General features: G+C 40.4%; 13 protein-coding genes. 12 read left to right on the forward strand and 1 reads right to left on the reverse strand.

From position 1 onward, the window contains the following. Positions 1-883: 883 nt before the first annotated feature. The 5 genes from ACQKMP_RS17725 to galU all read left to right on the forward strand — a co-directional run bounded on the left by ACQKMP_RS17725 (position 884) and on the right by galU (position 8,228). On the forward strand, positions 884-1,093 hold the full coding sequence (locus ACQKMP_RS17725; protein ID WP_042192275.1) for a hypothetical protein: 210 nt from the start codon (positions 884-886) through the stop codon (positions 1,091-1,093). Positions 1,094-1,245: 152 nt separating this feature from the next. After that, positions 1,246-2,355: a S1C family serine protease gene (locus tag ACQKMP_RS17730; RefSeq protein ID WP_427470207.1), complete on the forward strand. Its 1,110-nt coding sequence runs from the start codon at positions 1,246-1,248 to the stop codon at positions 2,353-2,355. 27 nt (positions 2,356-2,382) lie between these two features. Beyond that, complete coding sequence (locus ACQKMP_RS17735) at positions 2,383-4,296, forward strand: stalk domain-containing protein (RefSeq protein ID WP_427470209.1); 1,914 nt, start codon at positions 2,383-2,385, stop codon at positions 4,294-4,296. A 206-nt stretch (positions 4,297-4,502) separates the two neighbouring features. After that, entirely contained in the window at positions 4,503-7,025 is a 2,523-nt protein-coding gene (locus ACQKMP_RS17740; RefSeq protein WP_427470211.1) for a DUF3656 domain-containing U32 family peptidase, read from the forward strand. A 315-nt stretch (positions 7,026-7,340) separates the two neighbouring features. Further along, a complete protein-coding gene (galU, locus tag ACQKMP_RS17745; RefSeq protein WP_427470213.1) occupies positions 7,341-8,228 on the forward strand; it encodes a UTP--glucose-1-phosphate uridylyltransferase GalU in 888 nt (295 codons plus the stop codon). 72 nt (positions 8,229-8,300) lie between these two features. Here galU and ACQKMP_RS17750 read toward each other — a convergent pair whose 3' ends face one another. Continuing rightward, the gene (locus tag ACQKMP_RS17750) at positions 8,301-11,054 is read right to left on the reverse strand and encodes an O-antigen ligase family protein (RefSeq protein WP_427470215.1); all 2,754 of its coding nucleotides are present in this window, start codon (positions 11,052-11,054) and stop codon (positions 8,301-8,303) included. Between the two features lie 167 nt (positions 11,055-11,221). On the opposite strand from ACQKMP_RS17750, the gene ACQKMP_RS17755 reads away from it, so the two are divergent. The 7 genes from ACQKMP_RS17755 to ACQKMP_RS17785 all read left to right on the forward strand — a co-directional run bounded on the left by ACQKMP_RS17755 (position 11,222) and on the right by ACQKMP_RS17785 (position 19,005). Beyond that, positions 11,222-12,511 (forward strand): glycosyltransferase family 4 protein, encoded by a 1,290-nt coding sequence (locus ACQKMP_RS17755; protein ID WP_427470217.1) that lies wholly within the window; start codon positions 11,222-11,224, stop codon positions 12,509-12,511. Position 12,512: 1 nt separating this feature from the next. Then, the gene (locus ACQKMP_RS17760) at positions 12,513-13,589 is read left to right on the forward strand and encodes a mannose-1-phosphate guanylyltransferase (protein ID WP_427470219.1); all 1,077 of its coding nucleotides are present in this window, start codon (positions 12,513-12,515) and stop codon (positions 13,587-13,589) included. A 33-nt stretch (positions 13,590-13,622) separates the two neighbouring features. Next, positions 13,623-14,600, forward strand: coding sequence for a GDP-mannose 4,6-dehydratase (gmd, locus tag ACQKMP_RS17765; protein WP_427470221.1), 978 nt, complete (start codon positions 13,623-13,625; stop codon positions 14,598-14,600). Further along, positions 14,560-15,522 carry a GDP-mannose 4,6-dehydratase gene (locus ACQKMP_RS17770; RefSeq protein ID WP_427470223.1) on the forward strand — a complete coding sequence of 321 codons (963 nt, stop codon included), beginning with the start codon at positions 14,560-14,562 and terminating at the stop codon, positions 15,520-15,522. The genes gmd and ACQKMP_RS17770 overlap by 41 nt, the downstream gene beginning before the upstream one ends. A gap of 68 nt (positions 15,523-15,590) precedes the next feature. After that, complete coding sequence (locus ACQKMP_RS17775) at positions 15,591-16,334, forward strand: ABC transporter permease (protein ID WP_427470225.1); 744 nt, start codon at positions 15,591-15,593, stop codon at positions 16,332-16,334. Further along, positions 16,334-17,551, forward strand: a complete 1,218-nt coding sequence (locus tag ACQKMP_RS17780) for an ABC transporter ATP-binding protein (protein WP_427470227.1) — start codon at positions 16,334-16,336, stop codon at positions 17,549-17,551. The genes ACQKMP_RS17775 and ACQKMP_RS17780 overlap by 1 nt, the downstream gene beginning before the upstream one ends. Positions 17,552-17,556: 5 nt before the next feature. Then, positions 17,557-19,005, forward strand: a complete 1,449-nt coding sequence (locus tag ACQKMP_RS17785; protein WP_427470229.1) for a class I SAM-dependent methyltransferase — start codon at positions 17,557-17,559, stop codon at positions 19,003-19,005. Positions 19,006-19,023 lie beyond the last annotated feature (18 nt).

Raw genomic sequence — 19,023 nt, forward strand, 5'->3', positions numbered from 1 at the left:
CAAAATCAAAATCAAATCATCTATCAGTTCGGGTTATTTGCATGTAGTCAAAATCTTCGTTGGAGTGTTGCTTGATTGTTCGTGTGAGTTACGTATTTTGATTATCCGATCTGATATGAGTTTCTAGTAAAAGTATTACGGCTCCTTTAAAAAGAAAACTAAATAGTAGAAGAGATAGGCATATGTAGGGCGTGTCCGTCGTAAGATTGAATGAGGAGCATGCTTTTGCTGTATGTTCGCTTAATGGTTAAAAGAATAACAGCAGGCTCAATGGTTCTTTGAAAAATAAATAACAAACGGCTATATTGCTAGCTCTATCAAATGCTTGTGATACTAGATTAGGGAAAACCTCCCTAATAATCTGATGTTTTGCAGCTTTTAAGCTCAAATCAGGGAAAACCTCCCTATTTATCGAGGCGATTCATCCATAATGAGGGTTCTCTCGTGTTTATTAGGGAGGAATTCCCTAAAAACCTCAAATTGAAGTAATAAACGGCTAATTTCAGGGAGGATTTCCCTAATCCTTAAAAGTATAGACTCTAGTACCAGATTTTTAATTCTAAATTCTAACCCCTAACCTCAAAATTACAAATTGACTAGTAAGATACTAACTCCCGGCAGAGATGCTAAATAACTTCCTTAGTTACATTCACAAAGATCGACCATTACCCGTTAGGTCTCATCATTTTCGCCGGAAAACACCAAATGTCAATGAACAAAATCAATAATTTATCCGATTTTGCAGTAATAAAATATTTTTTTTGCGACAAATGCATAATTTTTCTACAAAACCTATTGCATCGCCCAAATGGTAGCGATAACATAGAAGAGGATATGGGGAATACTGGATCTTGCTTGACAACATTTTTGAGGAGGTAAGGTAATGCTACTTGCAGAAGTTGCCGCGCAAGGACCGTCTAAATTTCATACCTTTGATGTTTTTATGATTTTATTCACTATCCTAATTTTGGTTGGAGTCGTTCGGTTACTGAGAGCTCCCCAAAAGAACAAGTTCGCCATTGCTTTCGGAGCGGTTAGTTTGTTGGTTTTTATAATCTCTGACTATGCCATGGTGATGCATTGGTTAAGTTAACGGAAGAATTAAATTGAACAGCTTTGCACCAAAAGACTCCTTTAACGCCGTGGGCGCATTGAAGGTGTCTTTTTTCAAATTATATAATGTAAAATTTATCCATTCGCAGAGAGAGGGTCTGGTGAAGGTTGATGAGGACTGTGGAGAAACTGGTGAAGAAAGGAATGGGCTTGCTGCTGTGCGGTGTGTTGCTGTCAGGAGTATGGAGTGAGTCGGTTTATGCGTTGGGTGATACGACTAAGACGGTTAGCGCGGCGACCACAACCCAGAGAGACAAAATCAAAAATTCAACATCAGCGGAAGACCCCGTACCAGGGATTATTAAAAGTATCACCCCCTCCGTAGTGGGCATTATCGGCAAAGACGATAGTGGGGGGACTAGCGGACCGGATGATCGATACAATCTGACGCATGGTTCTGGCATTATTGTGAAATCGAATGGATGGATTGTAACCAATGCACATGTCATCAAGGATCTGCAGAATGCTTTGGTAGTGACGTCGGACTCCAAAACCTACAGCATTAAAGAAACATATCTAGATGAAGTTAGTGATCTGGCCCTGATAAAAATCAATGCAACCTCCCTTAAACCTGCAAAGTTTATTCCTTCGACCGGCAAAACCATTGTTGGTGAGAAGGTAGTGGCCGTCGGAACACCGATTAGCTTTTCTCTAAGGAATTCAGCGACCGTAGGGGTTATAAGTGGCCTTAACCGTGAAGTAGCTGCGGCTTATCGTCTGATCCAAAGTGACACAGCGATTAATCCCGGGAATAGCGGGGGCCCGCTAGTGAATATGAAGGGCGAAGTGCTGGGAATAAACAGTCTGAAATACTCAGCGGTGGGCGTGGAGAATATGGGCTTCTCTATTCCGTCGGATACCGTGCAGTATATTATGAACCAGCTTTTTAAATACGGTGAAGTAAAACACCCGAGTCTTGGATTGGAGTTAGAGCCGAGTTGGTCCTCGATTGTGGGCTTGCCAACGCTCGATCCCCTGACTGTAACTAAAGTGATTTCTGCTGAAGCACGCAAGGCGGGTGTTGCCGAAGACGACGTCTTGTACAGCATTGACGGCCACCGTGTGGTCTCACTAGTTGATATTAATGAATTGTTTAAAAGCTATTCTCCAGGTACAACGGTACGACTGGTTATGCAAAGTGATGGGGATATCGTCATCCGTAAGCTGGTGCTCACTCAGGGTGATCCCCTATTAAGTGAAGAGGGTGCAGGAGCAGATGGAGAAGAGCATACGGAAGATTGATCAGGAAACTCGAGAGGGGGACGGTAAATGGGCTTTAAAGTTTTAAAACAAGTATTGTGTGCGATGCTGGCCTTATTATTGCTATTTTCTATATTACCGATACCAACCGTACGGGCAGCAGAAACAGACAAGCTGCAGCTGAGTCTTAAAGTTGGCAGTACTTCTGCTACGGTGAATGGCAAGAAGGTGACTATCGAGCGGCCTTATATGGAGAACGGAACGGTTATGGTACCGCTCGGGGTTTTTAAAAAGACATTTGGCAGCACGGTTTCCTTAGAAGGAAATGATGTAGTGAAAGTAACGTACGGCTCTCATACAGGGTTAATGACGATTGGTAGTATTAGTGCCTGGAAGGATGCGACTAAAGTTAAACTCACCTCCGCGCCTCGGATGGTTTCAGGTGTGTTGATGGTGCCGCTGCGTTTTGTGGCGAGTGTACTGGGTGCAACCCTCTCCCAGGGTAACGGTGGTGAGCTGATCATTACCTTAGCTCCTGCTGACAATGAAGGCGATGTGCCAGTGGATACTGGTATTGATAGCGATGTGGGGAAGACGCAAATTGGGAACAGCTATTATCGATGGACACTAAATTATCCGTCTGGACTGATTGCTGGAAATAGCGGTGGTGATGAGAGTGTGGCTACCTTCTCCAGTGCGGACAATCTTTATTATTTGGAGATTCATGCAAGTGATCAGGCAGTTGCTGTTGATGCAGAGGGGCTATTAGAACAACTAGTCCGGGAAGTCGAGTTAGGCAGTGAACTGATATTAGACCGGGAGTCGTTCCCGAAAGCCTCTGTACCCTATGCACGATTGGTCAGTAAAGATTCTAGCGGAGCACTCTGGGAAAACAGGCTGATCTATGCTGAAGGTAGACTTTACGAGATTTATTTGACGGATGAGAAAGCCACTAATTATAAGGATTTAGCCAAATATGCGGGGTTACTGAGCTCTTTTCGGCCCTCTTTTGACACTAAGGATAACAAAATCCGTGATCTCTCTACCGTAAAGAATGGCTTAAGTGAAGCCTATAATGAGGACTATGGTATCTCACTACAGGTTCCTGCCGCTTGGACTAAGGATGACCAGCATTTTTATTATGAAAGCAAACAAGGAAGTCATTTGAGTGTGGCGATTACATCGGCACCTGCTGGTTCTACACTAGAGAGCTGGGCTGAAGAGTTGAAGACAAAAACGCAGGAGAACTTTGTAGCGGACGCTTATGTTTTTAAGGATAGCATGAAGTCTGAAATCTCCGGCGTACCTGCGCAAATAAGTGAGACACAGCTGAATTTCGGCAACGGTTGGGCGACAGAATATCAGGCACTCGTACTCAAGAATGGGTACCGTTACTATTTCGAATATGTGACACCTGCTGGACAAGAAGACGATAAGACCAAATTTAAAGCCATTATATCCTCTATTGATATTGATTTTGATCTGTTGAAGGAGAACTTCGGGCGACTCGCTAGCGATGACTATAAGACAATCAAGAATAAAACGATAACCAAAGTATCTAAAAGATACGGCTATGCCATCGACATTCCACGTTTATGGACACCCAATCAAGATGTATTCGAGACACAGTTGGTAGAGTATCGGTTCATCGGAGGACGTTTCCAGATTAATTCGAAACCTGAGGGCTCAATCGATTATGCGGTGAATATGCTCAAAGATTCTTATCAGAATAAAAATAATGATCCTAAAGGTCCTCGCATTGAAAGTATAGTGGAGTCTACCTTTGCAGGTGTTTCTGCTACGATCCTTACTGTGCATCAAATCAAGAATGGTGTTCCTCTCCGCAGTAAGCACGTTGTTTTTGGCAAAAATGAGGTGGTCTACACGATTACTGTTACGCTGAATGATGCCAATGCTACTGCAGAACAGCAAGCTTTGTTGGATAAAACGCTGCAGTCGTTTCGGTTTACGGGGAATGAGTAGTTTAGAGGTGATTGGAGTTCATGACTAACTAATAGTAGAGTGTAATTCAATTAGATGAGAACGTCCTTGTAGCCTAAATGGCATGGGGCGTTCTTTTCTTTATATAAATGTTGGTAAACACATGGCGCTGAGATGTGATATTTGATACAATTATCAAGTTAATCAACTAGAAATGACCCGCCACATGGCGGTTTGGGAGGATATAAATGAAAGAGCAACAAATACGCAGAGAAGACGTGGAGCTATTGGCACCTGCAGGTGACTGGGACTGCATGCGTGCGGCGGTAGCGAACGGAGCGGATGCTATCTTTTTTGGCGTAGAGAAGTTTAATGCACGGGCGAGAGCGAACAACTTTCGCATGGACGAGCTGACGGAAATTATGGCGTTTTTGCATAGCTATGGTGTGAAGGGTTTCCTGACCTTTAATATACTGGTTTTTGAAAATGAATTGTCCGATGCAAAAGAACTGATTGACGCATGTGTAGATGCTGGCGTGGACGCAGTGATTGTTCAGGATTTAGGGTTGGTCAAAATGATTCGTGAAATCTCACCAGACTTCCCTATTCATGGATCGACACAGATGACGATTACTTCCCCGGAGGCGGTCGAGTTCACGAAGCCTTTCAGTTTGGAACGTGTGGTACTCGGTCGTGAGAACAATCTGAAGCAAATTAAGACGATTGGGGAACAAGCCCGCCTGCCGATGGAAGTATTCGTGCATGGAGCCTTATGTGTCTCTTATTCGGGTCAATGTCTAACTTCGGAAATGTGGGGTGGACGCTCCGCCAACCGCGGAGAATGTGCTCAAGCTTGCCGTCTGCCTTATGATCTGATGGTGGATGGAGAAGTTAAACCAATGGGTGATGTGACTTATTTGCTCTCCCCTAAGGATTTGGCAGCTATTGATCTTATGCCTGAGCTGATCGAGGCGGGTGTAACTTCTTTCAAAATCGAAGGGCGCCTCAAGAGCCCGGAATACGTTGCGAATGTAGTTAGTAAGTACCGTAAGGCAATTGACCGGTATTTTGATGGCGATATGTCCAAACCATCGAAGGAAGAAGTTCGTGAACTGCAACAAAGCTTCTCACGCGGTTTCACGCATGGTTTCCTAGATGGAACGAACAATAAAAAGCTCGTAGACGGCACTTTCCCGAAAAGCCGTGGTGTATATCTCGGAACGGTTGAACAAATTCTTCGTGATGGAGTTGTCTGCCGTATTCATGCACCTCTTAAGCGGGGAGACGGAATCGTGTTTGATGCAGGGGATCCGACGAAAAAAGAAGAAGGCGGACGCGTTTACGACCTTCGTCGTAAAGGTGTGAAGCTCGAAGGTGAAGCCGGAGAAGGCTGGATCATCGACATCGTAGCCGGTCGTAATGATGTGGATCTGCGTCGTCTAAATGTCGGTGACCGCATTTGGAAGACAAATGACCCTGCGTTAGACAAGGCGCTGCGCCAGACTTATGAGACAGAGAAGCCGTACCGGGTATTCCCGGTACATGTGCGAGTGCAGGGCTGCGTCGGCGAGAAGCTGACCACCTGGTGGACGGACGTTCAGAAGAACGTTACCGTCCGTGTGGACTCGGAGCTTGCGCTGGAAGCGGCACAAAAGCGTCCGATGGATACCGCGCTGCTGGAAGAACAATTCGGCCGCCTGGGCGGAACCGTGTTCCAGCTTGACGCGCTAGAGTCGCATCTGCAAGGCGACGTCATCGTCCCTATGCGCGAGCTGAACAGCATCCGCCGCCAAGCGGTGGAGCTGCTTGCGGGCGAGCGCCCGAAACCGCCCGTGTACGTGAAACGGGCGATTGAGGTCTACGGCGACGCTACCCGCAGGGACGTCGCTCCGCAGCGCGCCGGTGAAGCGGAGCTCACCGCGCTGTGCCGCAGCCTGCCGCAGGTGCAGGCTGCGCTCGAGGCCGGCGTGAGAAACATCTACGCCGACTTCGAGTTTATCAAGCAGTTCCCGGCAGCGGTAGATGCGGTACGGGCTGCAGGGGCCAGCATCGCGCTGGCCACACCGCGCATTCATATGCCGGGCGAGAACGGCTACCACGCCAATATCCTGCGCTTGCAGCCGGATGCCGTGTTAGTACGCAACACCGGCGCGCTGTATTATTACCTGCGCCGCCGCCAAGAGCAGCCTGATGCCGTGCATCCACGCCTGATCGGCGATTTCTCATTGAATATTGCCAATCATAAGGCAGTGGATCTGTTCCTTGAGGCAGGCTGTGACATGGTAACACCATCCTATGACTTGAACATTCAACAGATGGTCGACCTGCTTGAGCACAGCGATACTTCTCGTATGGAGATCGTAATCCATCAGCATTTGCCGATGTTCCACACAGAGCACTGTGTATACTGTACTTTCATGAGTGAAGGCACAGACTTTACGAACTGTGGTCGCCCATGTGAAGAGCATCGCGCTTCCCTGCAAGACCGCATTGGAATGTCACATCCTGTTCGTGTGGATGAAGGCTGCCGTAATACCGTCTATAATGCAGTTGAGCAGTCCGGTGCGGAGTATTTGAACAACTTCCGTGATCTAGGTGTATCCTCGTACCGCGTGGAGTTCCTGGAAGAGACACCAGAGCAAGTGGCTGAGGTAATTAGCCTGTACAGCCGCGCACTGCGTGGCGAAATCTCTGGTACACAGGTATGGAAGAGCTTGAAGGCTACCAACCAGCTGGGGGTTACACGGGGACAATTGGTTAACGCGAAGTAATTAAGGTTAAAGAAATAGGGCTAGGCGACTACCAGAGGGTGCTCTGGTGTTGCTTGGCCCTTTTTTGTAGATACCCTCTCGTCCTCTTTGTTACTTGCATATACTAGATAATATATAGGTGAGAGTTAGCAAAGGGGGGGATCTTGTAAAAGACTTATATAATTTCTCCCTCTCCGATTTGATTGGAATAGATATACAAATATAACAAACACTCTGACATTAATCTGTTATAACTGCTATAATTAAAGGAAATATGCCATTTTACTATACAGAGTATTTAAGATGGAAGAGTAACCGACAGAAGGAGTTAATGTGATGAAGATCCGTAAAGCCATTATCCCCGCTGCAGGTCTTGGTACCCGTTTTTTGCCTGCAACTAAAGCAATGCCTAAAGAAATGCTACCGATAGTAGATAAACCGACGATCCAATATATTGTCGAAGAAGCAGTTGCTTCGGGAATCGAGGATATTATTATCGTGACGGGGAAAGGGAAACGTGCGATTGAAGACCATTTCGACAACTCTTTTGAACTAGAGTTTAACTTAGCAGAAAAGCAGAAGTGGGAACTTCTTGAATCCGTTCGCAAATCCTCCGAAATGGCTGATATCCATTACATTCGCCAAAAAGAACCAAGAGGTCTTGGACATGCGATTTGGTGTGCACGTAAATTCATTGGAAATGAGCCGTTTGCTGTTCTGCTAGGTGATGATATCGTTGAAGCGGATAAACCGTGCCTCAAACAGATGATAGATGTTTATGATGAATATAAATCTTCAATTGTAGGCGTTCAACCCGTTCCATGGGAAGAAGTATCGCGTTATGGTGTTGTAGACGCTTCGCCTTTGGCAGAACGTGTCTACAAGGCAAATCGTTTAGTAGAGAAGCCTAAGAGAGAAGAAGCCCCCTCAAATCTAGCGATTTTGGGACGATATATCTTAACTCCACGTATCTTCGATATGCTTGGCGAGCAGCAGGTGGGTGTAGGTGGCGAAATTCAGCTCACGGATGCTATTTCCCGCTTAAGTGAAGTTGAGCGAATTATCGCTTATGACTTTGAAGGCAAACGTCATGACGTTGGTGAGAAGATGGGCTTCATTCAGACCACTATTCATTATGCACTTCAGCATGAAGAGTTAAAAGATGATTTACTTCGTTATATGAAAGAGCTTGTAGATAGTGAAGTTGCTAAAGCTGGGCTTTAAATAGAACTCATATCATTGAAAAAAAGCGCGTCACTGTAATTACAGTGACGCGCTTTTTTGATTCTTCCTTTTTTAGAATTGTGAATTTGCGATGGCCTCGATTTGTGCTGCTTCCGCAGGATCAGCTGCGATCAGTGAATTGTATATCGCCTGATCTTCGCCACCAGTTTTCGTCAATGCAGCAAGATACCAACGGGCAATTTCACGATTCGTTGCATCTGCGAAATCTTGGCTTATGGCTGGTTTCAAGATGGAGACTGCATTTTGTAGCTGTCCAGACATATAATGCATTTTCCCTACCTTCAGTTTCACATCTGGAGCAAGAGTCTTGGAAAGTTCATTATCCGCAAGTACATGATTGTAGGCCAAAAGTCCAACGGAAAAGTCAGCTTTCATATTTTCTAATCTATCTTCATTATCTTGTTGTGCGTAAGCCGCTTGTCCTAAATCAAAAGAACGGCTGATGAGTGAACTGTACCAATCAATATTCCATGGAGTTTCACTATTCATAATATCCGTGTAATTAGCATCTGAACTAAGCTTCAGAGTTGTCTTTGCTGCATCTTCTTGCCCAGATAATAGCTGCATTTTTCCGACGTTCAAAGCCATTGCTGGTGTTACTGAGAAAGGACGCCCTTGCAATTGTTCTGGTGGAAGAGTCTTCAAATGTTCTATACCAGTGAGAACATGATTATATGCTTCTTGAGCTTCATTGAAATACTTTTGTTTCTTTGTCTCATCCTTTTGGTTAAGGGCTTGCTGACCTAATGCAAAGGAACGACTGATGAGAGTATCATACCAACTAATATCCCAGTTGAACTTATCAGCATTATCACGGTAAACACCGTATGCAAGATCATTTTGACCTTTTAAATCATAGTAGCTCACCATTTGAGCTAAAAGATATTTGTTGTACGGCTCATCTTTTAGTGCTCGAGTTAATACATTATGAGCCTCTTCAAGAAATTGCTCATCTTGCGTTTGGTTGAATACCGTCATATCCAAAGCAGATAAGGAGATGGCGGATTCAGGATGATTAGGACGGGTTTTTAAAGCTTCAACCAACGGCGCTTTAATTTCTTCGTATGAAGTACTTACTCTAATCAGATTCTTACCCTTTAGAGCAGCATTACTGGAGCCAATATAGCTGATCGAAAGGAATAACAGGAATACAGTACCTACTGTGAGCACTGCGAAATATCCAAGCCGAAGACCGGTTTTATTCCAATTTTTTCGTAACTTTTTGCTGTCCATCACAACTGCCATCCCAGCTAGTCCAAGGAAAACGAGTATGCCCATAAAGGCATAACTCATGTTGAAATCAAGTAAACTGTGCACAAGAATCGATAAAGCAATGATTAGATAGAAGAAGCCATTCTCAAAATCATTTTTATCCCGTTTAACATACCCACGAATATATTTATAGAAAATATATAAAATGAAGCCCATAAATACGATAAAACCAAGAATCCCAACCTCGATCAAAAATTGAAGGAAGAAGTTGTGCACCTGGCGGCTAGTATAAGGGTTGTTCTGATAGTGCTCATATAGTGAGGACCAGCCTCCACCACCAGCTCCAAGGATGGGATAATCCTTTACTACCTTCATGGCATCTTTATAAAAAGTAATCCGTTCAAGTACACTATGTTGTTGGAAATTGATATTTTCAAGACGAGTCTCCATATTATCAGGCAAGATGCTTTTTGCACTCGTACCGATAAGTAAGAAAGCTACAATAGCTACTAGAGCAACAGATCCGAGTGGGATCCAAAGACCTGTCCGTTTACGTGACGACCAATTCTCTAGTTTTGCATACAACCAGGGAGCGACAAAACGCTGAATGACCCAAGATAGGCCAGCCACAACTAGTGAAGCTCCTAATAGATATGCCCAACCTTTTAAAGCGGAAGAAGAAGTGAAATTCGCGTTTAACTCTATTCCTAGATTAGTTACGGGTGTCGTAATGAGCAAAGATACAATACCGGCAACTCCTAGATGCAGAATCCAAAGGATTTGCTGTGCAGGTTTTAGGAACAGAAGTAGAAGTATGAATACTACAGGTAGCAGGACCAAGCCACCGCGAGATAAGGTTAACAAGATCGACACAATGATGGGCACTAACATAAAGCCATGAGTCAACGTTCCATACCATTTTTTAGAGCGAATAAGCACGAATATTGCTACAAAGAGAAAGGCCATTAAGAATGCAGCGTATGTATTCGCATATTGAAAGATCGAAGTCAGACGAAGTCCGTTAGAGTCCGTCATTACTGCATCTAAGTAGATATTATTTCTTACGGTGTTTGAGAACCAACCCACTAGAGCTCCCGCTAGTTTGTTACTCCCCAACCAATTTAGTAGTCCAAACCCTACTATGAAATAAGCAATTGCTAGAATGGCATTTTGAATGACAACATTTACTTGCTTTTGCTTCAAGAGATAAAAGGCTATAATGAAGACTGCAACATACATGCTCTGAATAAACAGCATATTCATCGCCGTATAATGCGAAACTGCGACAAACAATGATAAAGCGTAGGTCAGAGGCAGTAAGATAGAAGCTGAAGCTACTAAGTCCCTCTGTTCATCTAGTTTGAATTTTTTGTAGTATAAGCCAAGGCAGACTAGCAGCAAAAGGCCGCTTAGTAGTGCTGATACATAGATTGGCTTCTCGAAGTCTAATTGTTGTCCGTTAAATAATCCCACTTGAAATGGGGCCCAACACAAAAATAAAATGAAAGCAACAACCAATGCCCAGATCGGAATTGCTATCTTTTCAACATTTCTCGACTGAGCGGCGTTTTTACCGTATACTGGTTTCGACACGTTATAATCTCCTTTTCCTGTAGGTACGACAATATTTTAGCATATTAGATAATCATTGAGCTACTTTAATCAGATTCTATGATTTTAATTACTATAAGTGACTTACATTATTCAGACAATGTACGGAGGAATCAATAAATGAAACGAAACGGGAAGATTAATTGATTATGACTAATGCTAAATCTTTTGTTTATAAAAAACTTTATAAATTAGCTGTAAAACTAAAGCCTACAGCTGTCAAATTGTTTTCTTTTGAAACTAGACAGAAGATAAAAAAAGGGCTACTTAAAACAGCCTTCCCAATCCATAAGAATAGCACATCGGACAATAATAACGGTGCATTAACGGGTGTGAATTTAGTTGGGTATTCTAGAGCGGAGATGGGTATAGGAGAGTCTTGCAGAATAGCAGCTAAAAGCTTGAATGCAGTAGAAATTCCATTTGGAATTATCAATTTTACAGGTACTAATTCTGCAAGCATGAATGATAATACCTGGGTACATAAGGAAATGTCAGACCCTGAGTATAATCTTAATTTGTTTCATATTAATGCTGAGCAAATGATTGAAATCTATGCACATTACGGAAACTCTATTTTTAAAGATCGCTATAATATTGGATTCTGGCATTGGGAACTGCCTGATTTTCCAGACGAATGGAAAGAAAGTTTTAATTTAGTGGATGAGATTTGGGCACCCTCTACGTTTGTAGTTGACTCCATTGCTATGAAAAGTCCGGTTCCTGTTGTTAAGATTCCTCATAGTATTGAAGTTAGTATTACTGATATTAGAGATAGGTCTTATTTTAATTTGCCTGAACAGACGTTTCTCTTTCTTTCTATGTATGATCTGAAAAGTTATCAGGCCAGAAAGAACCCACAAGCTTCTATTAAGGCATTCCAGTTAGCTTTTCCACCTGATGATGATTCTGTTGGTTTGGTTATTAAGGTGAACAGTGTAGAGCAAGATTCGAAAGAGTTGAATGAACTACATGAGCTTATTGGTAATCACAAAAATATTTTCTTGATAGATAGAACTCTATCTAGGAATGATACCAATGCATTAATTTCTTTAATTGATAGTTACGTATCTCTTCATCGAAGCGAAGGCTTCGGTCTTGGATTAGCAGAGGCTATGTATCTAGGTAAACCGGTTATTGGGACAAACTGGTCATCTAATGTGGATTTTATGGACTTTAACAATTCGTGCTTAGTGGATTATAGATTAGTACAGCTGGATCACGATCATGGGCCTTATAAGTCTTATCAATATTGGGCCGATCCTGATGTGGAGCATGCGAGCCAATATATGCGAAAACTTAGTGACGATGAGAACTTTTATGAGAAAATTTCGTCTAAAGGTGAGGAGCATATTAAAAAGAACTACTCTCCACAAGCAATAGGCGAATTGATTAAAAAGAGGTTAGAACATATCTCTTTGTGGAAATTTGGAGGATGAAATGACAATTACTTGTGTAATCATGGCGGGTGGAAAGGGAGAACGTTTCTGGCCTAAGAGTCGAACGAACCTCCCAAAACAATTTTTAAACATCTCAGGGAATAAATCGATGATTCAGCAGTCGATAGCTAGATTGGAAAAGTTGATTGATATCAGTCAAATTTTCATTGTTACTAATGAACTGTATGCTGAATTAATTAAAGCTCAAATACCGCATTTGCCTCATGCGAATATTATTATTGAGCCAGTCGGAAGAAACACAGCACCTTGTATTGGGTTAGCATCCATTATTATTGAAGACAGATTTCCGGATAGCACTATGATAGTCATACCTTCAGATCATATTATTGAGAATGAAGAAGGGTTTGTACAAATCTTGAAAACTGCTGTTGAGGTAGCACAGGATAATAGCAATCTTGTTACCCTCGGTATTCAACCTACGTATCCGGAGACCGGGTATGGATATATTGAAAGTAGTGACCAATTCAAGGAAATCAACCAGTTGAGTGTTCATAAAGTGAATAAATTTGTTGAGAAACCTGATTTGGAGACGGCTCAATCTTATCTCGAATCTGGTAATTTCTACTGGAATAGTGGTATTTTCGTTTGGAAAATCGAGACTATCAGAGGATACATTAAAGAACTCATGCCAGAGATGCATGATATATTAGAGACTATGAAAACAGTTTTTAATTCTGTTGATCGTGACTCAATTATCCGTTCTGAGTTTCTTAAAATGCCAGACCAATCTATTGATTATGGAATTATGGAGAAAGTAAATAATATCTATGTTATTCCTTGCGTATTCGGATGGGATGATGTTGGTAGTTGGACTGCTTTAGAAAGAATAAGTGATCTTGATGAGAATGGTAATGTTATTAAGGGCAATATTTTAAACCTAGATACTAAACGTTGTATTATTGAGAGTAATGGAAAGTTAATCGCTACTCTTGGGGTTGAAGATTTAATAATAGTTGATACCGAAGATGTAACCTTAATTTGTACAAAAGACAAGGCTCAAGAAGTTAAGCTACTGCTTAAAGAATTACGTATGCAGAAGCTTGAACAATATTTGTAATTAACAATTAATATTAAAGGGGAATTTATTACAATGACTAAGCACGCACTTATTACTGGTATTACTGGACAAGACGGTTCATATTTGGCGGAACTCTTACTTTCTAAAGGATATAAAGTGTTCGGTTTACGCCGTAGAACAAGTGTACCAATTCTTGAAAATATCGAACATTTGCAGAATGAAATAGAATTTATTGATGGAGATTTGCTTGATATGGGCTCTCTGATTAATGCAGTACGTGTCTCCAATCCAGATGAAGTATATAACTTAGCGGCTCAATCGTTTGTGGCAACTTCTTGGATCCAACCCGTTGCTACAGGACAAGCAACTGGGATCGGTGTGACCAACATGCTTGAAGCTGTACGCTTAGTAAAGCCAGATGCTAGATTCTATCAAGCTTCCAGTAGTGAAATGTTTGGTAAAGTAGTGGAAACTCCACAAAAAGAAACTACGCCCTTTTATCCTCGTAGTCCTTATGGTGTTGCTAAAGTATACGGGCACTGGATCACAGTAAACTATAGAGAAAGCTATAATATGTATGCTTGCTCTGGTATTCTGTTTAATCATGAATCACCGCGCCGGGGGATTGAATTTGTAACACGTAAAGTTACTGATGCTGTTGCTAAAATTAAATTGGGCCTGCAGAGCGAACTTCGTTTAGGTAATTTAGATGCGAAGAGAGATTGGGGCTTTGCAGGTGATTATGTCAGAGCTATGTGGTTGATGCTGCAACAAGACAAAGCAGATGATTTTGTGATTTCAACTGGCGAAACACATACTATTGAAGAATTGGTTGAAATAGCCTTTACCCATGTTGGGTTAAATTGGAGAGACTACGTTGTAATTGATCAAAAATTCGTTAGACCTGCTGAAGTAGATCTGTTGCTCGGAGATTGCACGAAAGCAAAAGAAAAACTGGGCTGGGAGCTTGAAGTTGGGTTTGAACAGTTGGTGAAAATGATGGTAGATAGTGATCTGGAGAGAGTTAAATCCAGATTTAATGTTAATTGATATGAGAGTACTCGTCACTGGCTCAACTGGTTTTGTAGGTGAGTATATGATGGATTTTTTGGAGAACAAGAATATTGATGCAATCGGTTCTTCAAGAGATCAGGTGGGAAATAGTGATGTTATTACTTTAGATATAGTAGATGTTGACCAGATTAATAAAGTTATCAAGGGACATAAACCAACTCATATTGTTCATCTCGCAGGGCAAAGTAATGTCAAGTTCGCCTGGGAAGACCCACAAACTACTATTTTAAATAATACAATTGGAACGGTTAATATTCTCAATGCAATAAGAGATTATTCACCGTACACGACTTTTCTTAGTATTGGTTCTTCGGAGGAATATGGTAATTCCTCCGAAGTGCTTGAGTATGTAGATGAAAGTTATCTAACTAGTCCTAAAAATCCTTATGGTGTTAGTAAACTTTCTGCTTGTTATCTAGTACAACAATATGTGCAAGCTTATCAAGTTCAGGCCTTGCATGTTAGACCATTTAATCACATTGGTCCTAAACAATCTGAGGGATTTGTAACACAAGACTTTGCAAAACAAATTGTTGATATTGAGAAGGGTAGGATTAGCTCTCATATAAGAGTGGGAAACTTGAGCTCGGTTAGAGACTTTACTGACGTGAGGGATATTGTGGCGGCTTATTATGAGCTGCTTTTAAAAGGGAAAACAGGTGAGATTTATAACGTATGTTCTGGTAAGGGGTTTTCAATTCAAGAAATATTAGATGAATTTATTAGTTTATCTGATAGCTCTATAAAAGTTGAAATAGATCCTACCAGGTTTAGACCGATAGAAAACAAATATTTGGTGGGTTCAAATAAGAAGATAAAAGAGGATACAAATTGGAGTCCAGAAATCGATGTGAAGACATCACTAAATGAAATCTTGAATTATTATCGCAATTTGTAATTTGATGAAATATTGGGGTGAGAAAAATCATAAGATCACTTTGGAATTACAGGAATTTTATTGTTGGTATGGTTAAAAGAGATTTTAAATCCAGATATTTGAATTCTGTATTAGGATCCGTATGGTCTATTATACAACCACTTGCAATAATACTCGTATATACGTTAATTTTCTCACAAATAATGGGTGCCCGTTTGCCAGGTGAGAATAACACATTAGCTTATAGTATTTATTTATGCGCAGGTCTGCTTCCTTGGCAGTATTTTAATGAAACTCTCCTTCGTCTTCAAGGTGTATTTTTAGACCAAGGATCTTTATTGAAAAAGGTTAATTTCCCAAGATCTTCACTGCCGATTTTCATTATGATTTCGGTAACTATAAATTTTTTAATTATCTCTGCTCTATATCTAGTGTTTTTATTGATTATTGGTAGAGTTCCTGGGTGGGAAATATTAAACGTAATACCTTTGTTAATAATCCAACAAGCTTTCGCGTTGGGCTTAGGGCTTATTGTAGGGACATTGAATGTCTTTTTTCGAGATGTCGGTCACTTCTTAGGAATTGTATTACAGTTTTGGTCTTGGTTAACTCCAATCGTTTATGCTAAATCTATTGTTCCGGAGAGCATGCAATGGTTTTATAAATGGAATATAATGGTACCTATTACTGAGGGCTTTCATTCAATATTCTTAAATAATAAAGTCCCTACTTACTCTAGCCTTCTTCCTGTTACGTTGATATCGATATTTCTTTTAATTGCCGCATATTATATTTTCAAAAAGCTGGATAAAGAAATGGTGGATGAATTGTAATGGAAATCATTAATGTTGATCAATTGTGTAAAACCTATAAAAGGTATCCTGATAAATGGAATAGGGTTAAGGGATGGTTAACGGGAAGGGAGACTTATAAACGACTACCCGTATTGAAAAATATTAGTTTTAAAGTCAGTAAGGGTGAATCGGTTGGTTTTATAGGTCATAATGGGGCAGGGAAAAGTACTCTGTTGAAAATTCTGACAGGAACTACTTATCCAACAAGTGGAACAGTGACAGTGAAAGGAAGAGTAGCGGCGCTGCTTGAATTGGGTGTAGGTTTTCATCCGGATTTCACTGGAATTCAAAACATCTACATGCTAGGACAAATTATGGGGATGAATAATTCGCAGATAGATGAACTATTACCAGACATTATTGATTTTGCTGAAATTGGTGATTATTTAGAAGAACCTGTAAGGACTTATTCTAGCGGGATGGCTGTTAGATTGGCATTTTCCACAGCAACTGCCGTTCGTCCCGATATTCTTATAGTGGATGAGGCCCTTTCTGTAGGAGATAGTTATTTTCAACACAAATGTTTTAGTAGAATAAGAAAATTTAGAGAAGAAGGAACATCTTTGCTATTTGTATCGCATGATCCTTCTGCAGTGAAAAATCTATGCGATAGAGCAATTCTTCTAGATCAAGGAATGGCTATTAAAGATGGTCATCCAGATGAAATTTTAGACTACTATAATGCTATTATTGCTAAAAGAGAAGCTGAAAATGAAATAAACCAAAGTGTTGGTCTTAACAAAAAGCTGATAACTAGGTCCGGAAATAAAGATATTAGTATTTCATCTGTTGATATCTTAATGGCAAATAAGCAGGTCTCCGCGGTTCAAGTAGGCGATCCTATTACTTTAAAAGTTGAGTTGGTTTGCAATAAAGAAGTGGAAAAACCAACTGTTGGATTTAAAATCAGAGACCGTTTAGGAAACGATGTTTTTGGAACAAATACTTTCTATTTAGGTGCAGAATCAGGAGTTTACAGTAAGGGTGACAAGGTTGTTGTAGAATTTGATCTTATAGCTAATATTGGTCCAGGAACCTATAATATAACAGTAGCAGTACATGACCAAAGTAATCATCTTACAAAGAATTACGATTGGTATGATCATGCAGCAACATTCCAGGTCATTTCTGGAAAAGAAAGCCACTTTAACGGTGTTAGTTATCTTGAGACAACCGCAAGCTTTAGTAAAGGGTGAATAATATGTCGAGAAAAGATTTGAGTTTTGAAGATGTTTTACTCAGGATTAACAATAATTTTAACAATGTAAAGCCAAAGGGAGAGGTTATGCAAACTTCCTCTGATTATAGCCAGTTACAGCTACAGTTAACAACAGAATTGGAACAAGTCAATAGAAAATGGGGAGTTAGCCCCGATTTTGTTATAACATCGCATAGAGGTAATATTGGAAAGTTCATTGTTTTTGGGAAAAAAGTAATTCGTAAAATGCTCAGATGGTATATTGCCCCAGCATTTCAAAAACAGAGAGAATATAATGCAAGCGTGACAAAGACATTGAATATCATGAAAGAACAGGCTAATTATAAAAACAACGTGATTGATAATTTAATTAAAGAAGATCATCAATTGTCCAACAAAATTAATACTATTTCATTGCAATTAGAACAACTAGTTCAAGATAAAGAACATTTAATAGCTGAGAACAACAGATTAATAAAGGTTGTGGATCAGTTGCTAGAAACACAGGATATTAAAACTAAAGATGTTTTAGATAAAATTAATTCATCAGAAAAGAATATTGAAGATAATTTTTCTCTTGTTTTTAATCATGTTGAAGCTTTAAAAGAACAACTTGTGATTGAACATAATCAACAGCAACAAATAAATGAAAAACTTGATATCACGGAAGAGTTACTGGGATTTGTTAGAAGGAAATTGAAGAAAATAGAAACTGGTATACCTACATCTTATAATGAATTTAAAGAAGAGCAGCAACAAATGGACATAGAAGTAAAGAGAGACCTTCAAGATTACCAAATAGACTACTTGCTTTTTGAAAATAAATTTAGAGGATCGAGAAAAACTATTAAAGAACGTCAAAAACAATATCTTCAATATATTTCACAAACAGATAAAATACTTGATATTGGTTGTGGAAGAGGAGAGTTCATTGAACTATTAATGGATAATGGAATTTCAGCAGAAGGTATCGATCTAAATAAAGATATGGTGGAATATTGCATTGAAAGAGGATTTAATGTTAAGTATGCGGATGCAATTCAATATTTGTCAATGGTACCTCCGCAATCATATGACTGTATCACTATGTGTCAAGTTATAGAACATCTAAGTTTTGAACAATACGCATACTTATTGACTCTTATACACAATGCATTGAAGCCTGGTGGTAAGGTTATAATTGAGACTATAAATGCTCAAAGTGTATACGCTATGAGCAATTGGTTCTATATTGACCCAACCCATACTAAACCAGTGCATCCTGAAACACTAGATTTTGTGATAAAAGAAATTGGATTTCATAAGACTGAAAGAAAGTACTTGAGTCCAGTAGATCATGTTAATATTCCTCAAATTAATGCAGAGGATTCCGAACAATTTAACAAAGCTATCGGAGATCTATATGGGATGATTTATGGAAATCAAGATTATGCGATTATCGCTTGGAGATAGAATAAGAAAGATGATAAT

Origin of the sequence: Paenibacillus sp. NPDC101420 (assembly GCF_050277435.1) — a bacterium.
Classification (GTDB): domain Bacteria; phylum Bacillota; class Bacilli; order Paenibacillales; family Paenibacillaceae; genus Paenibacillus_AQ.